Annotated in this window: 19 protein-coding genes and 1 pseudogene; 11 read left to right on the forward strand and 9 right to left on the reverse strand. The window is 24.8% G+C overall.

The window, feature by feature from the left end; genetic code table 4:
• Nucleotides 1-73: 73 nt before the first annotated feature.
• Nucleotides 74-453, forward strand: a pseudogene (locus ACQH25_RS04375) (DNA cytosine methyltransferase); the annotation flags it as partial.
• A gap of 434 nt (nucleotides 454-887) precedes the next feature.
• Here the strand turns inward: ACQH25_RS04375 and ACQH25_RS04380 are convergent.
• The 4 genes from ACQH25_RS04380 to ACQH25_RS04395 form a co-directional block, all read right to left on the reverse strand.
• On the reverse strand, nucleotides 888-1,154 hold the full coding sequence (locus tag ACQH25_RS04380) for a hypothetical protein (RefSeq protein ID WP_425380864.1): 267 nt from the start codon (nucleotides 1,152-1,154) through the stop codon (nucleotides 888-890).
• Nucleotides 1,155-2,049: 895 nt separating this feature from the next.
• Nucleotides 2,050-3,258, reverse strand: a complete 1,209-nt coding sequence (locus ACQH25_RS04385) for a type I restriction enzyme endonuclease domain-containing protein (RefSeq protein WP_425380865.1) — start codon at nucleotides 3,256-3,258, stop codon at nucleotides 2,050-2,052.
• Nucleotides 3,259-3,278: 20 nt separating this feature from the next.
• Nucleotides 3,279-3,773 carry a hypothetical protein gene (locus ACQH25_RS04390; protein ID WP_425380866.1) on the reverse strand — a complete coding sequence of 165 codons (495 nt, stop codon included), beginning with the start codon at nucleotides 3,771-3,773 and terminating at the stop codon, nucleotides 3,279-3,281.
• Nucleotides 3,758-5,143: a type I restriction endonuclease subunit R gene (locus ACQH25_RS04395; RefSeq protein ID WP_425380867.1), complete on the reverse strand. Its 1,386-nt coding sequence runs from the start codon at nucleotides 5,141-5,143 to the stop codon at nucleotides 3,758-3,760. The genes ACQH25_RS04390 and ACQH25_RS04395 overlap by 16 nt, the downstream gene beginning before the upstream one ends.
• 380 nt (nucleotides 5,144-5,523) lie before the next feature.
• Between ACQH25_RS04395 and ACQH25_RS04400 the strand changes: the two genes are divergently transcribed.
• From ACQH25_RS04400 to ACQH25_RS04445, 10 genes are all read left to right on the forward strand, one after another.
• Nucleotides 5,524-6,633: a rolling circle replication-associated protein gene (locus ACQH25_RS04400; protein ID WP_425380868.1), complete on the forward strand. Its 1,110-nt coding sequence runs from the start codon at nucleotides 5,524-5,526 to the stop codon at nucleotides 6,631-6,633.
• 12 nt (nucleotides 6,634-6,645) lie between these two features.
• Nucleotides 6,646-6,939 carry a hypothetical protein gene (locus ACQH25_RS04405; RefSeq protein WP_425380869.1) on the forward strand — a complete coding sequence of 98 codons (294 nt, stop codon included), beginning with the start codon at nucleotides 6,646-6,648 and terminating at the stop codon, nucleotides 6,937-6,939.
• Nucleotides 6,940-6,969: 30 nt separating this feature from the next.
• Complete coding sequence (locus tag ACQH25_RS04410; protein ID WP_425380870.1) at nucleotides 6,970-7,812, forward strand: hypothetical protein; 843 nt, start codon at nucleotides 6,970-6,972, stop codon at nucleotides 7,810-7,812.
• 65 nt (nucleotides 7,813-7,877) lie between these two features.
• A complete protein-coding gene (locus ACQH25_RS04415; protein ID WP_425380871.1) occupies nucleotides 7,878-8,048 on the forward strand; it encodes a hypothetical protein in 171 nt (56 codons plus the stop codon).
• Nucleotides 8,049-8,112: 64 nt separating this feature from the next.
• Nucleotides 8,113-8,319 carry a hypothetical protein gene (locus ACQH25_RS04420; RefSeq protein WP_425380872.1) on the forward strand — a complete coding sequence of 69 codons (207 nt, stop codon included), beginning with the start codon at nucleotides 8,113-8,115 and terminating at the stop codon, nucleotides 8,317-8,319.
• 287 nt (nucleotides 8,320-8,606) lie between these two features.
• On the forward strand, nucleotides 8,607-8,894 hold the full coding sequence (locus ACQH25_RS04425; protein ID WP_425380873.1) for a hypothetical protein: 288 nt from the start codon (nucleotides 8,607-8,609) through the stop codon (nucleotides 8,892-8,894).
• A gap of 209 nt (nucleotides 8,895-9,103) precedes the next feature.
• Nucleotides 9,104-9,295, forward strand: a complete 192-nt coding sequence (locus tag ACQH25_RS04430) for a hypothetical protein (RefSeq protein ID WP_174481173.1) — start codon at nucleotides 9,104-9,106, stop codon at nucleotides 9,293-9,295.
• A 2-nt stretch (nucleotides 9,296-9,297) separates the two neighbouring features.
• Nucleotides 9,298-10,359: a hypothetical protein gene (locus ACQH25_RS04435; protein ID WP_425380874.1), complete on the forward strand. Its 1,062-nt coding sequence runs from the start codon at nucleotides 9,298-9,300 to the stop codon at nucleotides 10,357-10,359.
• A gap of 9 nt (nucleotides 10,360-10,368) precedes the next feature.
• A complete protein-coding gene (locus ACQH25_RS04440) occupies nucleotides 10,369-11,298 on the forward strand; it encodes a hypothetical protein (protein ID WP_425380875.1) in 930 nt (309 codons plus the stop codon).
• 1,054 nt (nucleotides 11,299-12,352) lie between these two features.
• Nucleotides 12,353-13,420 carry a restriction endonuclease subunit S gene (locus ACQH25_RS04445; protein WP_425380876.1) on the forward strand — a complete coding sequence of 356 codons (1,068 nt, stop codon included), beginning with the start codon at nucleotides 12,353-12,355 and terminating at the stop codon, nucleotides 13,418-13,420.
• A 111-nt stretch (nucleotides 13,421-13,531) separates the two neighbouring features.
• On the opposite strand, the gene ACQH25_RS04450 is transcribed toward ACQH25_RS04445, so the two are convergent.
• The 5 genes from ACQH25_RS04450 to ACQH25_RS04470 form a co-directional block, all read right to left on the reverse strand.
• Nucleotides 13,532-14,980, reverse strand: coding sequence for an N-6 DNA methylase (locus tag ACQH25_RS04450; RefSeq protein ID WP_425380877.1), 1,449 nt, complete (start codon nucleotides 14,978-14,980; stop codon nucleotides 13,532-13,534).
• Between the two features lie 32 nt (nucleotides 14,981-15,012).
• Entirely contained in the window at nucleotides 15,013-16,848 is a 1,836-nt protein-coding gene (locus ACQH25_RS04455; RefSeq protein ID WP_425380878.1) for an ABC transporter ATP-binding protein, read from the reverse strand.
• 27 nt (nucleotides 16,849-16,875) lie between these two features.
• On the reverse strand, nucleotides 16,876-17,454 hold the full coding sequence (locus tag ACQH25_RS04460; RefSeq protein ID WP_425380879.1) for a DNA methyltransferase: 579 nt from the start codon (nucleotides 17,452-17,454) through the stop codon (nucleotides 16,876-16,878).
• A 110-nt stretch (nucleotides 17,455-17,564) separates the two neighbouring features.
• Complete coding sequence (locus ACQH25_RS04465) at nucleotides 17,565-18,662, reverse strand: nicotinate-nucleotide adenylyltransferase (RefSeq protein WP_425380880.1); 1,098 nt, start codon at nucleotides 18,660-18,662, stop codon at nucleotides 17,565-17,567.
• On the reverse strand, nucleotides 18,662-19,561 hold the full coding sequence (locus tag ACQH25_RS04470; protein ID WP_425380881.1) for a deoxyribonuclease IV: 900 nt from the start codon (nucleotides 19,559-19,561) through the stop codon (nucleotides 18,662-18,664). Before ACQH25_RS04470 ends, ACQH25_RS04465 begins: the two co-directional genes overlap by 1 nt.
• Between the last annotated feature and the right edge of the window lie 14 nt (nucleotides 19,562-19,575).

Genomic DNA, 19,575 nt, shown 5'->3' on the forward strand with positions numbered 1-19,575 from the left:
TTCTTTTTTCTTGAAATTTAATTTTTTTTTCAATTTTCTTTGTCTTGTTCTTAAAGTTTTAGTTCCATAACTTTTATTTAACCACAAAGCAACATGTCATAATTAATTTTATGGCATTATATAAATTATCTTTAATATCATCGGAAAAAGGTAAGAAATATTTGCCAAAACATTTATTAGGAAAACAAAAGTTTAATACTACATGATCTAGATTAGAATGAAATAATCAGAGTCCTACAATTGATACAAGATTTGATACTTCTTCTAACGGAAAAATTCTCATCCTGAATTAAACAGAGCTATCTCTCCTAGAGAAGCTGCAAGAATTCAAAGTTTTCCAGATAAATTTATTTTTTTAGGTAATAAAACAGAAGATGTAAACAAATTGGAAATGCAGTACCTCCACTTTTAAGTGAAGCTATTGCAAAAAGTATTATTTCACAACTAACAAGAGAAAAATTCTCAAAAAATAACATAACTTTATATAATGATGATGCTGAAAGAATTATTCAGAAATTAATTAATGATAAAATTTTTGTTAATCATATACCTAGAGTATCTGACATACAATAAAATTCAACAAGATTATTAATATTTTTACCATTTAATTGTATTAGTTGTAAATTTCCTCTATTATCTACAAAATAAACACAAGTTGGTTTTCTTTCCTTGTCTCCTATTGAACTTAAAATTCCCATTTTATTTGAAAAAGAATAAAAATTACCATTTTTATTTAATGCTTTTATATTTATTCTGGATTCAGCAACTTTAACTTTATTAGAAAAAAGTGGAGTATTAAAATTATAATTTTTACTAATTGATATATTACTTGTATTAGTTATTGATAATATGGCTAGAACAATCACGCTTAATATTTTTTCACTTTATTACTCTCCCCATTTTTTTAATTTTTTATTTTTTTTAATTTTATTATTAAAATTAAAAATCGTATGTGTCATAACTAAAATAAATCCAATTATTGTAGAAACTAAACCAACAATTAGTCAATCAGGATAAGGTAATTTTAAATACACATGAGTTGCCATAATAATAATTCCAAGTAAACACAAAACACCACCAACACCATAGCCAATAATTTTTAAAATTATATTTTCCAATAAAATAATATTTTTTTCAGAAATATTTTCGTTCATATTTACCACTCCTTTAATCCTCATATTTGCCATTTTTAATGTTGTATGAGTTTATGAATACACAACACCTATTCATAAACTCTATTTTCAACGTTTTATCTTGTTTAAACTCTATACATAAACATGATTATTATACATTTTTATTAAATCATTACCAACTAGATTTGTTTTAAAACAAATTTCTTTTCAATAGCTAAAATTTTACTAAATGAAAAAGAAATATGAGATTTTTCACCTAAAGTTTTAATATACTATTTTTATTTTCTCATTATTTAAAATTAATTTACACTTTCACTAATTTGTTGTTCTAAATTTCAAACTTGAAAAACTAAAATTAAATTCTACTCAATAAAATAAACATTGCATTTATTACTTAGATTATTTTCTTTTAATCAATTTTTACATTCTAATTTTTTTTCTTCCAGCATGAACTCTCTTTTTTATTTTAAATTCTTTTAAAATTATTAACTAATATTAATTTTAAACTTAAAAAGTCATCTCAATTAGTGGTGACTTTTTAAGTTTAAATCAATTTATTAGTTATACTTATTTATTCTTCAAAAACTCCCATACTATCATTTTTATCTCATGAAGCAATTCTATTTGTAACAATCAATAATCCTTTATTTTTTTAAAATTTTATACATTTTTCAATAGATAATATTTGTGGTGGTTGTGATTCCCTTAGTTTATTACTTCTTTTAATTTTATTATTTTTATTTTCTCATTATTTAAAATTAATTTACACTTTTAATAAAGATATAAAAAATATATCATCATTAAAATTATAACAATAATGTAATATCGTTATTTATTATAGTACTTTTAGATTTTTCTACAGTGGAATATTAATTTGTTTTAAAATTATTTAATTTATTTACATATATTATTATGACTATCATTTAGTATTTGCATATCTTACTGCTTGTTCAATAATACCTTTGGTAGCATTTTTATAATATTCTGGTGGATATTTATATTTATAAAGTAACTTTTTAATTTCCACCAACATTTTTGATTTAGCATCTTTCTTTTTATATCAATCAACAGTAGCATTTATTTTAACATTTGCTAATAATTCTTTAGCCATAGTAATTAAAATTTTTTTATCATATTCACGAGTAATATTTTGTGGTCTACATAGTGCATCATAAAATGCTTCTTCTTCTGGACTTAATCCTAGATTAATATTACTTGTTTTAGACGAATTTATTTCTTTTGCTAATTGAATAATAGTGTGTAACATAGCTTCTGGATCAGAAACTTTGTTATATGAATCAATAATTGCTGCTAATTTCTCTTGAAATATTTCTGACTTAATAATATTTTTTGTTGCTAATAATTTTATTTCTTTTTGTAATCAATTAGTCATCATCTCGATTAAAGTTCGTGGTGGATAATCTGTTTTTAATTTTTCAATACTTTTTTGATCAAGAATATCGATTTTATTTTCATTGTCTAAATCAGTAATGGTAATTAGCTGTTTACTAACAATAGCACTTTCTAAAATATCTTTTAGGGCATTTTTAAAATTAATAGCTGGAACAATTGCTTGATTATAAAGATTTTTATTAATAAATCCACGTAGTGCAATAAAGAAAGATAGTTTTATTTTTAAATCTGGCTCTAATTGATTAATAGCATATTTATATCCTTCTTCAAGCAATTTTGTTTGTTTCATAAATCGATTTAATAATATTTTTTCAGTTGGATTATTTTTTATATCTTCTTCTAAAATAAATTCATAAGCATTTTTTATAATTACATATTTTTCACTACTATTAGATTTAGTAAAATTAGTAAAATTAAATTTATGAAACATGTTGCACAATGCTTCATATTGATTTTTTAAACGTTCAATTACGATATTAATATATTCTATTGTTGGATGATTTTTTACAATAGTTGTATAGGTTGCAATTGCTTCATTAAGATATTTACCAAGTCCAATAAAATCTACTATTAGACCATAATTTTTAATTAATTGTCCTTCTTGAAAAGTACGATTAACTCTAGCAATTGCTTGCATTAAATTATGCATCCGTAAAGGCTTATCAATATACATTACATCTAAACAAGGAACATCAAAGCCAGTTAATAACATTTCAACAACAATAATTATTTTTAAATTAAATTGTTATTTTTAAATTCTTTAATTCAATTATTACGATCATGTTTATTACCAACAATATTACTCATTGCAACAGTATCTTGATTATTAGGAGTCATAATTATACGAACTTTATTTTTAAATTCTTCATTTTGTATTAATTGTTGATAAACTTCATATGCTATTTTTCGCGAATAAGCAACATACATTGCTTTCCCATATAATTGTTCTTTACGATTATTATAATGACTAATAAATAATTTTACTACTTCTTTTAATCGGTCTTTATCTCCAATAATTGTTTCTAAATTAATAACTTCATCAGTAGTTTTATCTAATATTGTTTCCCCAAATTTTTCTTTATTATAATCAATAAAATCACTTACTTTGGTGAAAACCTTTCCATCATATAAAATATTACCAATAAGTTCTTCATCATATTTAACCTTAATTAATTGGGCTTCATATTTAATTGGTACCGTATTTCCATCATTTACTGACTGTAACATATCATAAGTATCAATGTTTTACCAAATATTTTATAAGTTGATTTTTCTTTATTATCAATTGGTGTGCCTGTAAAACCGATAAAAATGGCATTAGGTAAAGCATTTCTCATATATTTAGCATATCCAAAATGCTCATGAATTTCTTTGTTAAATTCGTTGGTTTTAAACTTGCCATTAATTCTATATTGACTACGATGGGCTTCATCGGCAATAACAATAATATTTTTACGAGTTGATAATAAAGATACAGATTCATTAAATTTTTGGATTGTGGTAAAAATAATACCACCTTGTTGTTTATTTTTTAAGTTTTTTATAAGTTCTTGATTTGAGTCAATATGCTGTGGTTCATGAGGTAATTTTAGATATTCAAAAGCTTTTGCAAAAGTATTATACAGTTGTTCATCAAGATTATTACGATCAGTAATAATCAAAATCGTAACACCATTAATATTATTAATTATTTGTCGACTTAGAAATACCATTGATAATGATTTTCCTGAACCTTGGGTATGTCAAATAACTCCTGCTCTTCCATCATTAACTGTTTCAATACTTTGCATCGCTTTTTTAGTAGCATAATATTGATGATAAGCAGGAATAATTTTTTCTTTATTTTTAGTAAAAATGGTAAAATTTTTTAATATGTCTAAAATAGTATTTTTATTTAATAAACCTTCAATTAATGTATCTAATTCATATTTTTCATTATTAGATTTTGGATTGTTGTCAATACTTTTCTTTTTTCAAGTCATAAATCGTTCAAAGCTAGCAGTAATTGAACCATATTTTGCAAGATGCCCATCGCTAATAATTGAAAATAGATTATAAAGAAATAAATTCGGTGTATTATAGCTATAATTTTTTAATTGTTGATAGGCATTTTCAATAGAAATATTAGTATTTGTTGGTGATTTAAATTCAATTAAAATTAGTGGTAAACCATTGATAAATAAAATGGTATCAGCACGTTTAGTATAGTTATTTTGAGTAATTGAATATTCATGAATAAAAGTAAAACTATTATTATTAATATTTTTAAAATCAATAAATTGAAGATGTGGATTTAGTTTATCATTTGTATTATCTTCAATAAAAACACCATCAGTTATTTTCTTGTTAAAATCATAATTATTTTCTAATAAATTTGAATAACTTTCAGTTATTAGTGATATTAAAGCTCATTGTAAAATATTATCATTAATATTGGGATTTATTTTTCCTAATTGTTGTTTTAAGATCTCTTTCAAAACTACTTCATCATTGCGAGTACGAATAATGTCATTAAATTTTATTTCTTGTCAACCTAATGATATTAATTGTTTTCCAAAATGAATTTGTAATGATTTTTCATCAATGCAATTGTTCATTAAAATTCTCCTACTATACTTATAGTGTATAAAGATACTATCATTATACAAAAAAATAACTAATATGTTAAATAAAATATTAGTTATTCTATTAATTAAAAGGTTTTTAATAATAATGACTTTTGTTAAATTATTTTGCAAAGTTGTTAAATTTTCATATCAAAATTTAGCTAATACTTTAATATGTTTATCATACTTAAAATATTTTATTTTTTTATGCCATTATTAGTTCCATGTTTAATAGTAGTTCCTATTGTATATGAATTAAATACTTCTTTATTGATTGGATTAAATAAATTTGATTAAGGTGTAACATTTTCAGCAATGCTTAATTACATCTTAAAATAAAGGAGTGATATCTTGTGATTTGGAGTTAATTTATGTTAATACATAATTTAAAAGCAAAGTTTTTTCGTGATAAGGCAAAACTTACTTATAACAAATTAGAATTAAATGCTTTTTTTAAGAAAGATATTGAAAAATTAGAGAATAAAAATATTATTTATAATTACTCTAAATCGGTATCTAATTTTAAAGACAAATTTGCCTATAACTTCTACCAATTACAAAATATATTATTTTGTACGCTTACGATTGCTACTAATGATAGTAAGCAACCAGTATGAGTTACTAAGGGTGGTAAACCATTCCAAATCCAGCGTGTCGCAATGGAGAATGCTAGTAATTTAGAATGAGCAAACCATCAGTGAAAGTTATTTATCATGCGTTTAATTAAAAAATATAATCTTGCTACTGACTTTAAATGGTCAGTAGTAGCAGAAAGACAAAAACGTGGTGTCTGACATTTCCACTTTGTAGCAAATAAATTCCTACCAGACCATAAAAATTGTCCAATTGGTAAATATTATCATGGTCGTACTAGTGGTTGTCTCACTTGTAATTATCGACTGGCACAATTATGAAAAATAGGTTATTGTCAAAAGAAAGAAGTTAAGATAAAAAATGGTAATCACTTTGCCAGTTATATGGCAAAGTATATGAGTAAAGCATTTAAAATTTTAGGTAGAAGTAAAAAAGCATATCGCTTTAGTCACTCATGTGAGAATGTTCCAATTTCAACATTTAGATTTGTTAGTACTACTATTACTGAAAAACGTGAATATAAAAATGGTACTTTTGATGTGACATTTGCTGATACTTTTATTTATGATTTTTTTACTAATTGTGACCGTTATGAATGAAAAGAAATTGAAATTAAAAGTAACTTACCTAATGATTGTTTTTATGGCCGTGAGCCTTGTATTCATAAAAAATTTGATTGCTTTTATAAAAAAATTAAAATTTTAATATTTTGATTTGTTACAGTAGAAAAATATAATTGACTTAGTTATTATTTCCACAAATTAAAAACTCTTGACTATTTAACTGTTTTTAAGAAGGAAGCTGAAAAATTATTTAAACATAATTGAAGTTTTGATGTTTACACTCAACAAAAAATATATGAAATTATTAATAATAATTTAATTTAAGGAAGGTATATTATGAAAAGTTTATATTATATATTAAATAAAAAACATTTTGCAAGTAATAAAAATGGAGAACATAAGCAATACTTTATAATTACTGTTATTGCTTGTAATGAAACAAAACTAACTGGTGAAAAATCTTATGATAAATGAGTAGACCAAGAAACTTATAATAAAGTTGAAATTAATGGTGTTTATGAAATGTACTTTGATTTATCAGGAAAATTAGAAAATGTTATTGTGAAAATACTAGGAACAGTTAAAGTTCAATTAAACACTGATATCAGTACTAAATTTAATAAAAATTAGAAGCAGAAACTAATTATGGTAAGTAATATTGTGGTTGTACAATCAAATAATTATACTTTAACTAAAATTTTAAAAACGGGATTAAGTTCATTAAGTGCTATGATAGGAATTAGTGCATATTATGGGCAATATTTAAAAAAACCAATTTTAGGAAGTATTCATTCTTTGTTATTTAGTAAAAAATTAGGTTTAGATATCTGAAATTTGAACCAAAAACCAACTACTAAAACTAAATTAATTAATAGTAGTAAAAAAATATTATTAGGATTAGGCACAATGGGGTTAGTAAATTATGTTAAGTTGGTGCAGTATGTCGATAATTCTGTGATTTTATTACGTGATGAACCTTGTTTTTGACCACCATGTCCAACTGAAAGACCAAGACCAACATCGCCACCATTTACAACAGTTAAACCAATAGTTGCTGTACCTTTTGTCGATTGAGATACTTACATTTCATTAAATGCTTATGGTATCACCAATGTTATTAATGGTTTAACTGAATTAATACCTAATAAATTTGCAACGATACGAAAAATAGCAAATATGGCAACTGGTGGTTGTTTAATTAGTAGTGGTGTTGCGATGGGGATTAATAATGATTTTAATAATGCTTATGCAATACCTACTATTATTGCAGGAATAAGTGAAATTATTCATAATTTATTACCTATGGAAACAGTACATAATAATACTGAAATGCAAGAAACACCATTTACAAATGAAACAACAAGATTAATTAATGCTACTATTAGTGATTATCAAAGTACAGATAACAGTATGGTTGACATTGATAGTATATCGGAGATTAATTTAGATAGAGCAAGTTTAAATTGAGATTATTCTTATACTTATACATTAGGTGGTGTTTAAAATGAAAAAGATAAAGTGAAAAAAATTAAAAAGAACTTTTGAGCAAAGATAGGAAGTAAACAATAATGGATTTTAAGGAAATTATAAAATATGCGTTATATATTGGTGGTTTTTGCCTTATACTTTGATTTTCTCGTAATTGAATACGTGAAGGTATCGAGAAATTTAGACATAAAAAACATATAAAAGAAAATGAAAATGACCCTGATTGTATTTTTTGTCGTAAAGATTTGTAAAAGAAAAAGCGTAAATTAGAAATGGAAAAACAACAAAAAGAATTAGAGAAAGGGGGTGATTAATATGCCTGCTGGACTATTAGCATTATTAAATATGATTGGTGGTGTTGGTCAACAATTATTAAATGCCTTTACTTATATTTTTGGTTGAGTATTTGCTACTGGCGATGGTGGAACACTGACAAATTGACCAGTGTTAATTTCAATTGTATTTATGGTATTAGTATTTATCAAACAATTTGTCGGTCATATTATTCATGGAACTCATTAGCAATTAGGAAGGAGTAAGCAAATGGTAAAGTTATTTTTTAGTTTGGTTTTTGTTTTGCCTTTGTTGGGTAAACTGTTACCAGTTGTTAATACTTTGATACAAACTATTTATCTGCAATATTTAGGTTCTTTTACTGGATTACATACGGTAACCCTTTTTATTAAGTCGTTTTTTTATGATAGTTTGTACACTTTACCTTTGCCTATTCTTGCTTTAATAAATGTTAGTTTTGTATTTTATTTAATTTTAGGATTATTTAGATTTACAAAACATTAGGATGTGGAATTATGTTTATACCTTTTATTACAACTGTTATGCAATTATTTGCTTCAATTTTTATGAAGTTTTTTAGTTTGCCACTTGGTGATTTAGGTTTTAATTTAGGTACATTAATGATATTTTTGATTTTGCTTCGATTTGCATTTCGGGTAATTTTACCCGAATTAATGTTACCAACATTAGAATTAGGTTATGGTGTTAAGAAAATTGGTAAGGCTTCTGTTTCAGTTGGTAAAGTAATTGCTAAGGGTCATAAACAAACACAAGATGTTACTGGAATAAATGTAGGTAAGTAATAATGTCTAATTTTGTTCTTAATATCTTGCATTTTATTTTTATATTTTCTAGTAATGATATTGCTATATTTTTTAATCAAAATAATATTACTGATGAAGTTTATATTTTGTTTAATTTGACTTTTTGATTGGTATTAGGTGTATTTTTTAATTTTATTTATCGTGCTATTAAATTTGTTTTTAGATCACTGTTTGGGTAGGTGTTAAATATGAGTGTTTTAGAAATTTACAATAAAATACATCAGTGTATAGTTGATTATTGAACTATGTTTATCGGCAGTCCAGTTGATGATTTTACTACTATTTTATGAAATTTAGTAGTTTATGGAACCCAGTTTTTTATTGGATTTGTTTTGTTTTATGGTTCATGGTGAATTTTAAAATGTTTATTTGGTAAATAATTATGTGATTTAAGTTTGCAAAATTATTTTTTACTATAAATACTTCTCTCCAAGCACCAACTTCTTTACTTGTTTCAAATGACCCTAATGTTGTTAATTATGATATTACTAAAAATATGATTAAACATGTAAAGTATAATAAATTTGATGATTGAGCTACCATTCCGTGAAATTCTGCTTATTTTGATGTTGACCAACCAGATTTAAAATTAGTTAGTGGTGACATTATCGGTGGTTATGATAATCATTTGAATATTGATTATCAAAGTGATGTTGCAGGTGTTAACAAGAAAATACTTGATACAGGAACTGGTGTTTATGAATTTAATAGTAATCAATTAGATGATATTTCACGGATTATGTTTAATCATAATTTTGTTGAGTATGGTAAAAAAAATCGCTTTATGGTTTATAATACAAATCTTGGCATTAAGCCTTTAAATTTACGTTTTGAATTAAATTTTGAGATTGATAAATCATTGAGTTTTTATATTCAAGGTTTTGTGTTTTATTTTATGTATGAGGGTTTTTCAACATTTACCGGTGATTTTGCTTTTAGTTTTTTAGATTATGAGGGCAAAACAAAATATGTTTTTAAAGGGACAGTTGGTAATGATGTTTATATGCAAGATTTGTATAATTTTGTTACTATGCCGGTTCGTGTTCCTAATTTAAAACATTTAACTGTATTTTTTGATATTCATGGTACTACAACTTCAACTGTGCCATCAGATGTTCAATTTGGTCAAATTAATATTTTTTCAAGTGAAAACATAACACCAGTACCACCAAATAGTCCTTTTAACGCTGAGTATGAACGTGTTAGTTGATATGATGTTTTTGGTCATTTGCGTAATGCTTTTAGGTGACTATTATATGGAGTAGTTGGTAAAGTTTTACCAGTAGCACCATTAAGAGAGTTTTTTACTAAACTTGATGGATTATTAAGACGTATTTTTGATGATACCATAAGTTCGGTTTTAAATGTTGATTTTACTAGTGGTTTAGAACAAATTTTAACATTATGAGTATTTTTAAAAGCAGTTGGCTTTTTAGTCGGTTAGGAGTTTATTATGCCTTGATATGGTTATTTACTATTAGGAGTTTTATTATTAATAATACTTTATCCGTTTTTAATAACTAGCAAAAATATAAAGATATTACAACGGGTAGGTAGTTATATTATTGCAGCTCCACCACGTACTGGTAAATCTGCCCTTGCTTGTTGTTTAGCACAAAAACATAAGGGTCGGGTAGTAAGTCCGATTCCTATTAAAGTTCGTCATGAATATAGTTATCGTTGTTCTTATGATGATGTGTTTAAATTTAATCAATTACATAGTAATTATGCTTTTAAAGAAAACGATATGCTTGTTTTTGATGAATTAGGTTTAAAAATTAATAGTAATGATTTGTCACCCGAATTTAAAGCAACACAAGAAAGTTTAGGTATGTTTTGTAAGTTAATAGGTCATAATTTTAATGGAATTATGTATATGATTGAACAACATCCCGATAGAATACCAAAACAAGCCCGTGAAAAAGTTGAATATATTGTGCAAGTTAAGAGCATGCGTATTTTATTATTTTTAGTTAAGTTTAAACTTAATATTTATACTAATGTTGATGATTATAATAAAGTTGTCTTATCTAAAAGACAAACGAAGCGAATAATTAAACGTGGTGGCTTAGTACCGAGTTATAGTGGTGAAACTATGACTTTTAGTTTATGATTTCCGCGGTCTTATTTACAACGATATAATAGTCGTGCCTTAAATTATATTCATTCGTTAAAGAGCGAATTAAGTAGTATTAAAGACTATGAACAGTCACAAGATTTAGATTTTTCAGTAACTGATATTAGAGCAGTAGGATTAGATAAGTTGGATAATATCTTGCAGACTGAAAAGCAAGAAATTGCAAATACTGAATGCCGTACTTGTTATTATAGAAATAAATATTCAAAAAAGAATAAGAAAGATGTTAAAAATAAAATAGAATAAACCTATATTAGTGGTCGGCGCCAACCAGACCCTTGGGTGGTTGTCCGTGGGGTTTAGCCCACGGGGGTGAGTTGCGAAGCAACGAGGGGCAAAGCCCCTCTATTTTAAATTAAATTGTTATTTTTTTTATAATAATTTGATGAAAATATAATTATTATTTGACATATCATGCGAAGCATGATATAAACTTGAATTAAATTAAGTATTAAAGTATTAGTATTAATATAAAAAATATTAGTCATTGTACTTTTTAAAGATTAAAATACGATAGTAATTTTAGTTTATTTTGAGTTTAATATTTCATAGAGTATAACTTCAGTAAAAATAGTATTTTAAACAATAATTGATTTTTTTGCTTAATTTATAAATTTTTTGATATATTTGTATTATTAATAATGATTAATTCTTTTTTATTTATCATATCAAAAAATTTTCTTAAAGATTTTGGAATTTGAATGTTCTGCATTTTTTTGATTATTTTTTTAAAAATCTTAAATATGATTTTATTACTTCTATTCATAAAAAAATGAATTAACATCAATGTTATGTTTAATTTGATATTCAATATATTTTTTAATATTATTTACACTATTTTTGTATAACTTAAGAAATGTTTTATGTTATAAGTATAAGTTTTAACTGTAAATAATTGTAGTAATTCAATCATAATTGATAATTATCAGTATTTCTCATAATTTATTCCCCCATCCAAAATTTTATTATTAATTGTAGTGACTAATAATAATGTATTATAATTAATTACGACATTATAATGTCAATTATATGTTGTTGCTATTGTAATGAAAAAATATTAATATTATTTGAAAATAAACTTGCACTAATTCCAAGTTGAGTACTTTTTTAGATATATTATTTATTCAGTTTTTAAAATTTTTAGAACATGTTAAGTAATAAAAATATTTAGGTAAAATTATTACTTCTTTAATAGAATATTTTTTCATAATGTTCAACTTTCCATATAATATTATTAAATTAGTTATCTATTTTATAAAATTTTATTTTAAAAAATATAACTATTATAATTGGAGAAATTATGTTTAAAAAAATTAAAGAAATAAGTAAAATTACTATTGGAAAAACTCCAAGTACTAACAATAGTAAATTTTGAAAAAATGGAGAAGTGTATTGATATACTGTATATGATATTTCTAATAATTTGTTATATCCCAAGAAACTTATAAGTTTCTTAGCAATAAAAGAAAATAATCAACCACTAACAAATAATAACAGTTTACTTTATTCAATGGTTAGATATATTAAACCTTTTATTCCTATTGAAAATTCTTCTTTTAACCAAGGAATAGCTAAAATTGATGTTAATACAGATATTATTTTAAGAAAATATTTGTATTATAATTTTATTTTTAATAAAAGAAAAATTAATTCTTTAAGAAAGGGTTCTACTTTTCCTTCAATTAATTCTTATATATTATCTAATTTAATTATTTTTATTCCTTCAATAGAAAAACAACAGCGCATAATTGACATTATAGAACCTTTTGAGAAATTAAAATCAAATTTAGAAGAACAAAAAGAAAAAATAATGAATTTATTAAAATGTATTTATAAAATATTTTCTTCAAAGGAGGAAGTTTTTTTAAGTGAATTAGTAAAAATTTCATCAACAAAATATGATAATCAAAAATATTATGTTGATACAAGTAATATTGGCATTCTTAATTTTAAAGGAAAAGAAATAATAACAAAATTAAAATCAAGAGCAAATTTGACTCCAACTCTTGATTCTTTTATCATTTCAAAGATGATTGGTGAAAATAAAGTTTTTCCAATCTATGATTTATACTTTAAAAACTTTGTATATTCAACAGGATTTTTAAATTTAATTCCTCTAAAATTTGAAGCATATATTTTAGGATATTTATTGAGTGATGATTTTATTAAAAATAAGGGAAATTTAGTAACCGGTACGTTAATGGCAAGTTTAACTAATAGCTCTTTTAATAATTTAAAAATTAAAAGGCCAATAGTTGAAAATATTTCTAAAACAACACAATTAATAACATTATTAAATAAGATTGAAATAACAATTATGCAGACAAATACTTTAATAACAAATTTAATAAATAAACTAGTAAATTAGAAGTTAAAAGGAAATGTATTTTATTTAAACAATTTCTTCTTCTAATTTTTTAATTGCTGTTACTACTTCTTTTTCAATTTCATTCTTTTCTTGTAATAATTTTAATAATTCTTATGTTGTCGTTTTAAGTTCTTGTTTTAATTCTGTTTGTGATTTTTCATCACTTTTATAACCAACATACATCCCAGGTACTAGCGAGTAATTTTTTTCAATGATTGCTTCAATATCGACACTTTTATTAATTCCTAAGTTATCATCATAATTTTCCTCTTTTTTTCAGTTATGATAAATACTAGTAATTTCAGTAATATGTGTTGCATTTAAAATTCGTAATTTCCGATCAATCATTTCACCAAAATCAGTAGCATTAATAAATAAAACTTTTTTTGTTTTTTTATTACGACGAATAATTCAAATTGAAACTGGAATTCCGGTTGTATAAAATAATTTGTCAGGTAAAGAAATAATACATTCAACTAAGTTATTTTGTAACATTTGCTTTCTAATTTGAAATTCACTTTTAGCAGTAGTTGATAATGAGCCATTTGCCAGTATAATAGCTGCTACTCCGCGTTGATTTAATTTAGAAATCATATGTAATATTCAGGCATAATTAGCATTACCCTTAGGAGGAACGGCATATCCTTTTCAACGATAATCTTCTAGTAGTGATTCAATTCCATAATCAGACATATTAAAAGGAGGATTAGCGAGAATAAAATCAATGTTTGAATCTTGATCTTTATGTTGATCATTAAGAAAAGTATCAGCATATGTTGCTCCTAAGTTTGCTGATATTCCTCTAATTGCTAAATTCATTTTTGCAAGACGTCATGTTGTAGCATTTAATTCTTGGCCATAGATTGAGATTTCTTTTTGATTGCCACCATGACTAGTAATGAATTTTTCTGCTTGGACAAACATTCCCCCAGAACCACAAGCTGGATCATAAACTCGTCCACTATATGGTTCAATTAAACTTACTAATAACTTTACAATTGAAGTCGGAGTATAAAATTCGCCACCTTTTTTACCTGAATTTCTTGCAAATTCTCCTAAAAAATATTCATAAACTAAACCTAGTAAATCACTTGTCATTTTTGTTGGAAATTGGTTTGTAAATAAATCAATTAGTCCTGATAACTTGTGATAATCAATATCAGTTTTAGTATAAGTTTTTGGTAAAATTCCTTTTAATTCTTCATTTTCTTTTTCAATTAAAGAAAATGCTTGATCAAGAATTGTTTTTATTTCAGGATTATGTGCTTGTTTTGCAATAAATTCTCATCTTGCTTTTTCTGGAACTCAAAAGACATTATCTTGCGAACAATAATCGCGAAAAAAATCTAAATCATTTAAGAAATGAGGATATTTTTTCTTTAATTTTTGATATTGAATTTCAAATTTATCAGAAATATATTTTAAGAAAATTAATCCTAAAACAACATCTTTATAATTTGAAGCATCAATTGAGCCTCTTAATTTATCTGCTGATTTTCAAAGTGTATTTTCTAAATTTTTTAATTCTTCTGGTGTCATTTTTGTATCCTCTCAATTCATTTTAAAATCGTAAGTTAATAAAATTTATACTGCTAGCCCATAATTCCAGCTTCATATAAATGTTTAAAGTGTCCTGCTTTTACTTTTAATTCATCAAAAGTACCAATTTGCACTAAGCCTTTTTCTTTTTCTAAAACTAAAATCTTATCAACGGTTTTAATTGTTGATAAACGATGGGCAATAATAATAGTAGTGCGACCAATCATCAATTTATTAAATTGTGCTTGAATTTCTTTTTCGACAATATTATCTAAAGCACTAGTAGCTTCGTCTAAAATTAATAATTCTGGATTTTTTAAAAAGATACGGGCAATAGCAACTCGTTGTTTTTGACCACCAGATAAGTTAATCCCACGTTCACCTAAAATTGTATTATAACCATGAGGTAATTGTTCAATATAATCATGTAAATTAGCTTTGATGGCAGCAATCTTAATTTCATCTAATGTTGCTCCTTGTTTAGAATAACTGATATTGTCAGCAAATGTACCAAATAAAATTTGTGGATCTTGTTCAATATAACCAATATGATGTAAGTACTGTCCTAAATCAACATCACGTAAATCAGTACTTTTATTAATTAAGATTCTGCCAGCAGCAGGATCATAATAGCGTAATAATAATTTAGAAATTGTACTTTTACCAACACCAGTTGCCCCAACAATGGCGTAACTTTTACCTTTTTCAAAAGTAAAAGAGAAATTTTTTAATATTCAATTTTCTTTTTCATTATATCGGAAATTAACATTTTCAAAAATAATATCATTAGTAATTGCTTTTACTGGTAACGCATTTTTTTGGTTAACTATTTTTGGTTTAATATTAAGGATTTCATTAACTCTTAATATTGACGTTGATGTTTTAGCTCAGTTTCCTAGAAATTGAATACTTTGAATAACGGGGAAAATTAAAGTGTTAACTGCTAATAAAAAAGCAATTAGCGTAGTAACAGTAATAATATCTTTACTGACAAACAAAAAACCGGCAACTAAACCAACAATGTTAATTCCTGTTAGTAAGGTAATTAATATTGCTCTAGTAAAACTATCAAAAATAATAGTTTTTTTAGCTGCTTGATAATATTTATCGTGTTCATTAGCAAATCTTTTATTTTCAATATTTTCAGTAGCATTGCTTTTAATTAAAGTAATAGTATTTAGACGATCAGTAATATCAGCATTAACTTCAGTATAAACTTTTCTTCATTTATAGTTTAAAAAACGAATAATTTGAACATTTAATACTGAGATGATTAAAATTGCTAACACAACACCTAAAACAATTAATGATAGTTGTCAATTTAAAGAAAAAATAACGTAAATTGATCCAAAAAAAGTGATAATTGAACTAAGCATCGTTAACGGAATTGATTGCATATTTTCACCAATAACGTTAGTATCATTAATTAATTTAGTTAAGGTATCGCCAATTTTTTGCTCTTCATAATATGACATATCTAATGCTAATAAATGTTTTAAAACTTTATTTCGATATTCAATTTCAACTTTAACACCAATCACACCTCCTGTCCAATTACGAAAGTACATAAACAATCCTGATGCAACTTGTAAACTAATTAAGATATAAGCTAAATGAGTAATTTTTTCTCATTCGAAATCATTAGAGGAAGTTAAAAAACTATTAGTAATTTTTGGGATAATTACTGAAATTACTGAAGAAGCAATTGTTGTGAGCATGGCAATGATATAAAGTAGTGGATATTTTTTAAAATACTTAATAACAGCACTTAAAAAACCACTCTTTTTAATTCTTAATTCATTATAATCAGAGATGCTTTTCTTAATTTTACATGTTTTCTTTGTTTTTTTCGGACTAACATTAATTGTTGTTTTATTTTTTTTAGTCATAATATTTTACTCTCCTCATTGCTATTTTTATAAAGGTAAACTTAATTTTGTTAATGGTTTTTGTGATGGATGTTTACCATAAATTTTTTCTTCTCGTTTAGGAGTAGTTTTTGCTCATATTAATGTTTCATGACTAGCAGTAAAATTTCTACATCCAATGTTAGGGGTACAATTTGGTTGATATCAAGATATATCATTAATTATATGAAAATTTAATTCTTGTAAAATAAAACCACAAATATAAATTGAATGATAAGTACCACTAACTATTAAAGTGCCATTTGGTTTTAAAATTCTTTGACATTCCTTAATTCACTTTAAATGAAAATTATAATTTTTAATAAATCCCTTACTTTTATCTCATTCACCTTTATTTACAGAAATTCTTTTGTCAGAATTAACACTACTATATCCATTATTTGATAAAAAATAAGATCGATCAATAAAAATAAAATCAATTGCTGTATTTTTTATTTTTTTCATTTCAATAAAACTGTCACCAAAAATAAGATTTATTTTTGTAGTTTGCTTTGAATTTAGATTAGCTACTTGAAGTTTAATTGTTTTATCATTAATAATTGCTAATTCTTTATTTATTAAACACATTGTTATTACTCCTTAGTTATAATTATCGTTAATAATACATAAATAGTATTTAAGCAAATGTACTTTCCTTTTCTGTAATAATTATATCTTAAATAACAAGTAAGTATTTTTTAATCTTTTTTATTTCATGCCTCATATATTGTTAAAAAGTTCTTGGTTAATGGTTTTTTTTCTGCTAGTAAATAATTTTTTAAAATTTCTAAATAATATTTAAAAGCAATAGTTAAATCTTGAAAGGCAAGTTTTCGTAGTTTTTCAACATAATATTGATTACGTTCAATTGAGATTTTATCTGCTAATAACACTATTAATTCCAATGGTTTCATTGTAACAGCGCCAGTAGTATGTTTAGCAATGGCACTAAGAATTAAGTCATCATGATACTGATAATGATTTTTTAAATATAAGGCAGCGACATAGCCATGTCAAACCGGAAATGGTTCTTGTAAAATATCTTTATGATATTTTTGCAAATATTTGTGCATTTTATTTTTGCTTCATTGTTTACAAAGATCATGATAAGTTCCAGCAATTAGTGCTTGATTAGCATCTTGCTGATAATATGTTGCTAATTTAGCAGCCATCTGACCAACATTGATACAATGTTGCGTTCGATTATTATCTAAATTTGCTTGTAAGCGTTCATTACTATAGATTAAATTATTATTAAGATAATCATTAACTTTACTATCAAGTTGAGTAATGACTTCGCCAGTTCTAATTTTAGCAGAACTAATGTCACTACTTGGTCGCACTACTAAATTTTGACATTTATATTTTGACATTAATGCTATTGTTTTCCGATAATGAGGTCGGTTAACAACAATAATTTTTACTAAGTTAATTAACTGCTCAATGCCTTGTCATTTATTTAACGTATATAAATTATCTGCACCAATAATGAAAAAGAATTTATGATCTGGATAAGTTTGAAGAAAGTGATTAATAGTATTAATGGTATAACTAGGTTGTTTACTTGTTAGTTCATAATCATTTAATTTTATTCACGAATAATCCTTAGTAACTAAATTAATCATGTCAACTCGTTGTTGATCAGTAGCACTAACACTAGCTTTTAATGGATTTTGTTTTGTTGGTAAAATTCAAACTTCATCAAGATTTAGTTTATGATAGGCAGTATTTATAATATTTAAATGTTGATTATGAAAGGGATCAAAAGTGCCACCAAAAATGCCAATGTGCTTCATTATTTTTTATTTCCTAATGATGTTAAAATTTGTTGATCAAATTTTTTGGTTCTTATCATTTCAATTTCATATAAATAAGGTGGCTGACCATTAATTCATGGTGTTTCTAAAATTTTTACTTTGTTAAGTAATAATGGATGATAAATAATATTAATTAAAGTTTGGAAACCAAGATAACCCATTCCTAAATTAGCATGACGATCTTTATGAGAATTAATTGGATTTTTAGAATCATTAATATGAATAACTAATAGTTTATGTAAACCAATCAGTTGATCAAACTGTTTTATTATTTGTTCTAAATTGTTATCGAGATCATAACCAGCATCAGATAAGTGACAAGTATCTCAACAAACACCAATTAATTCAGGTTTTTTGACATGATTAATAATGTATTGTAATTGTTCAAAAGTAGTTCCGACTTCACTACCTTTTCCTGACATTGTTTCTAGAGCAATTTTTACTGTTTGTTCTGGCAAACATGCGGCATTTAATCCTTTAACAATTTGTTCTAAAGCAACTTCTGGCAAAGCACCAACAGCACTTCCTGGATGTAAAACTAAAGTTTTAATACCAATATCTTGACAACGAATTATTTCTTGTTGTAAAAAATCTACTGCTAATTGGTAAGTACGATCATTAATGCTATTAGCTAGATTAATAATATAGGGAGCATGAACAATAACATTATTAATATCAATATTTTTTGCAACTAGTTGTTCGGTAAAATCTTTAATAAATAATTCTTTAGTTGGTTTACGAATTGTATTTTGGGGAGCACCTGTATAAAACATAAAAGTATTAGCATTATAACTTAAAGCCTCTTCAAGGGCATTCAATAAATACTTGGGTGCTTTCATTGAAACATGTGACCCAATAATTAATTTGTTATTTTTCATATTTGTTCCTCTTT

The organism is Spiroplasma endosymbiont of Polydrusus pterygomalis (genome assembly GCF_964030825.1).
Taxonomy (GTDB): domain Bacteria; phylum Bacillota_I; class Bacilli_A; order Mycoplasmatales; family VBWQ01; genus Spiroplasma_E.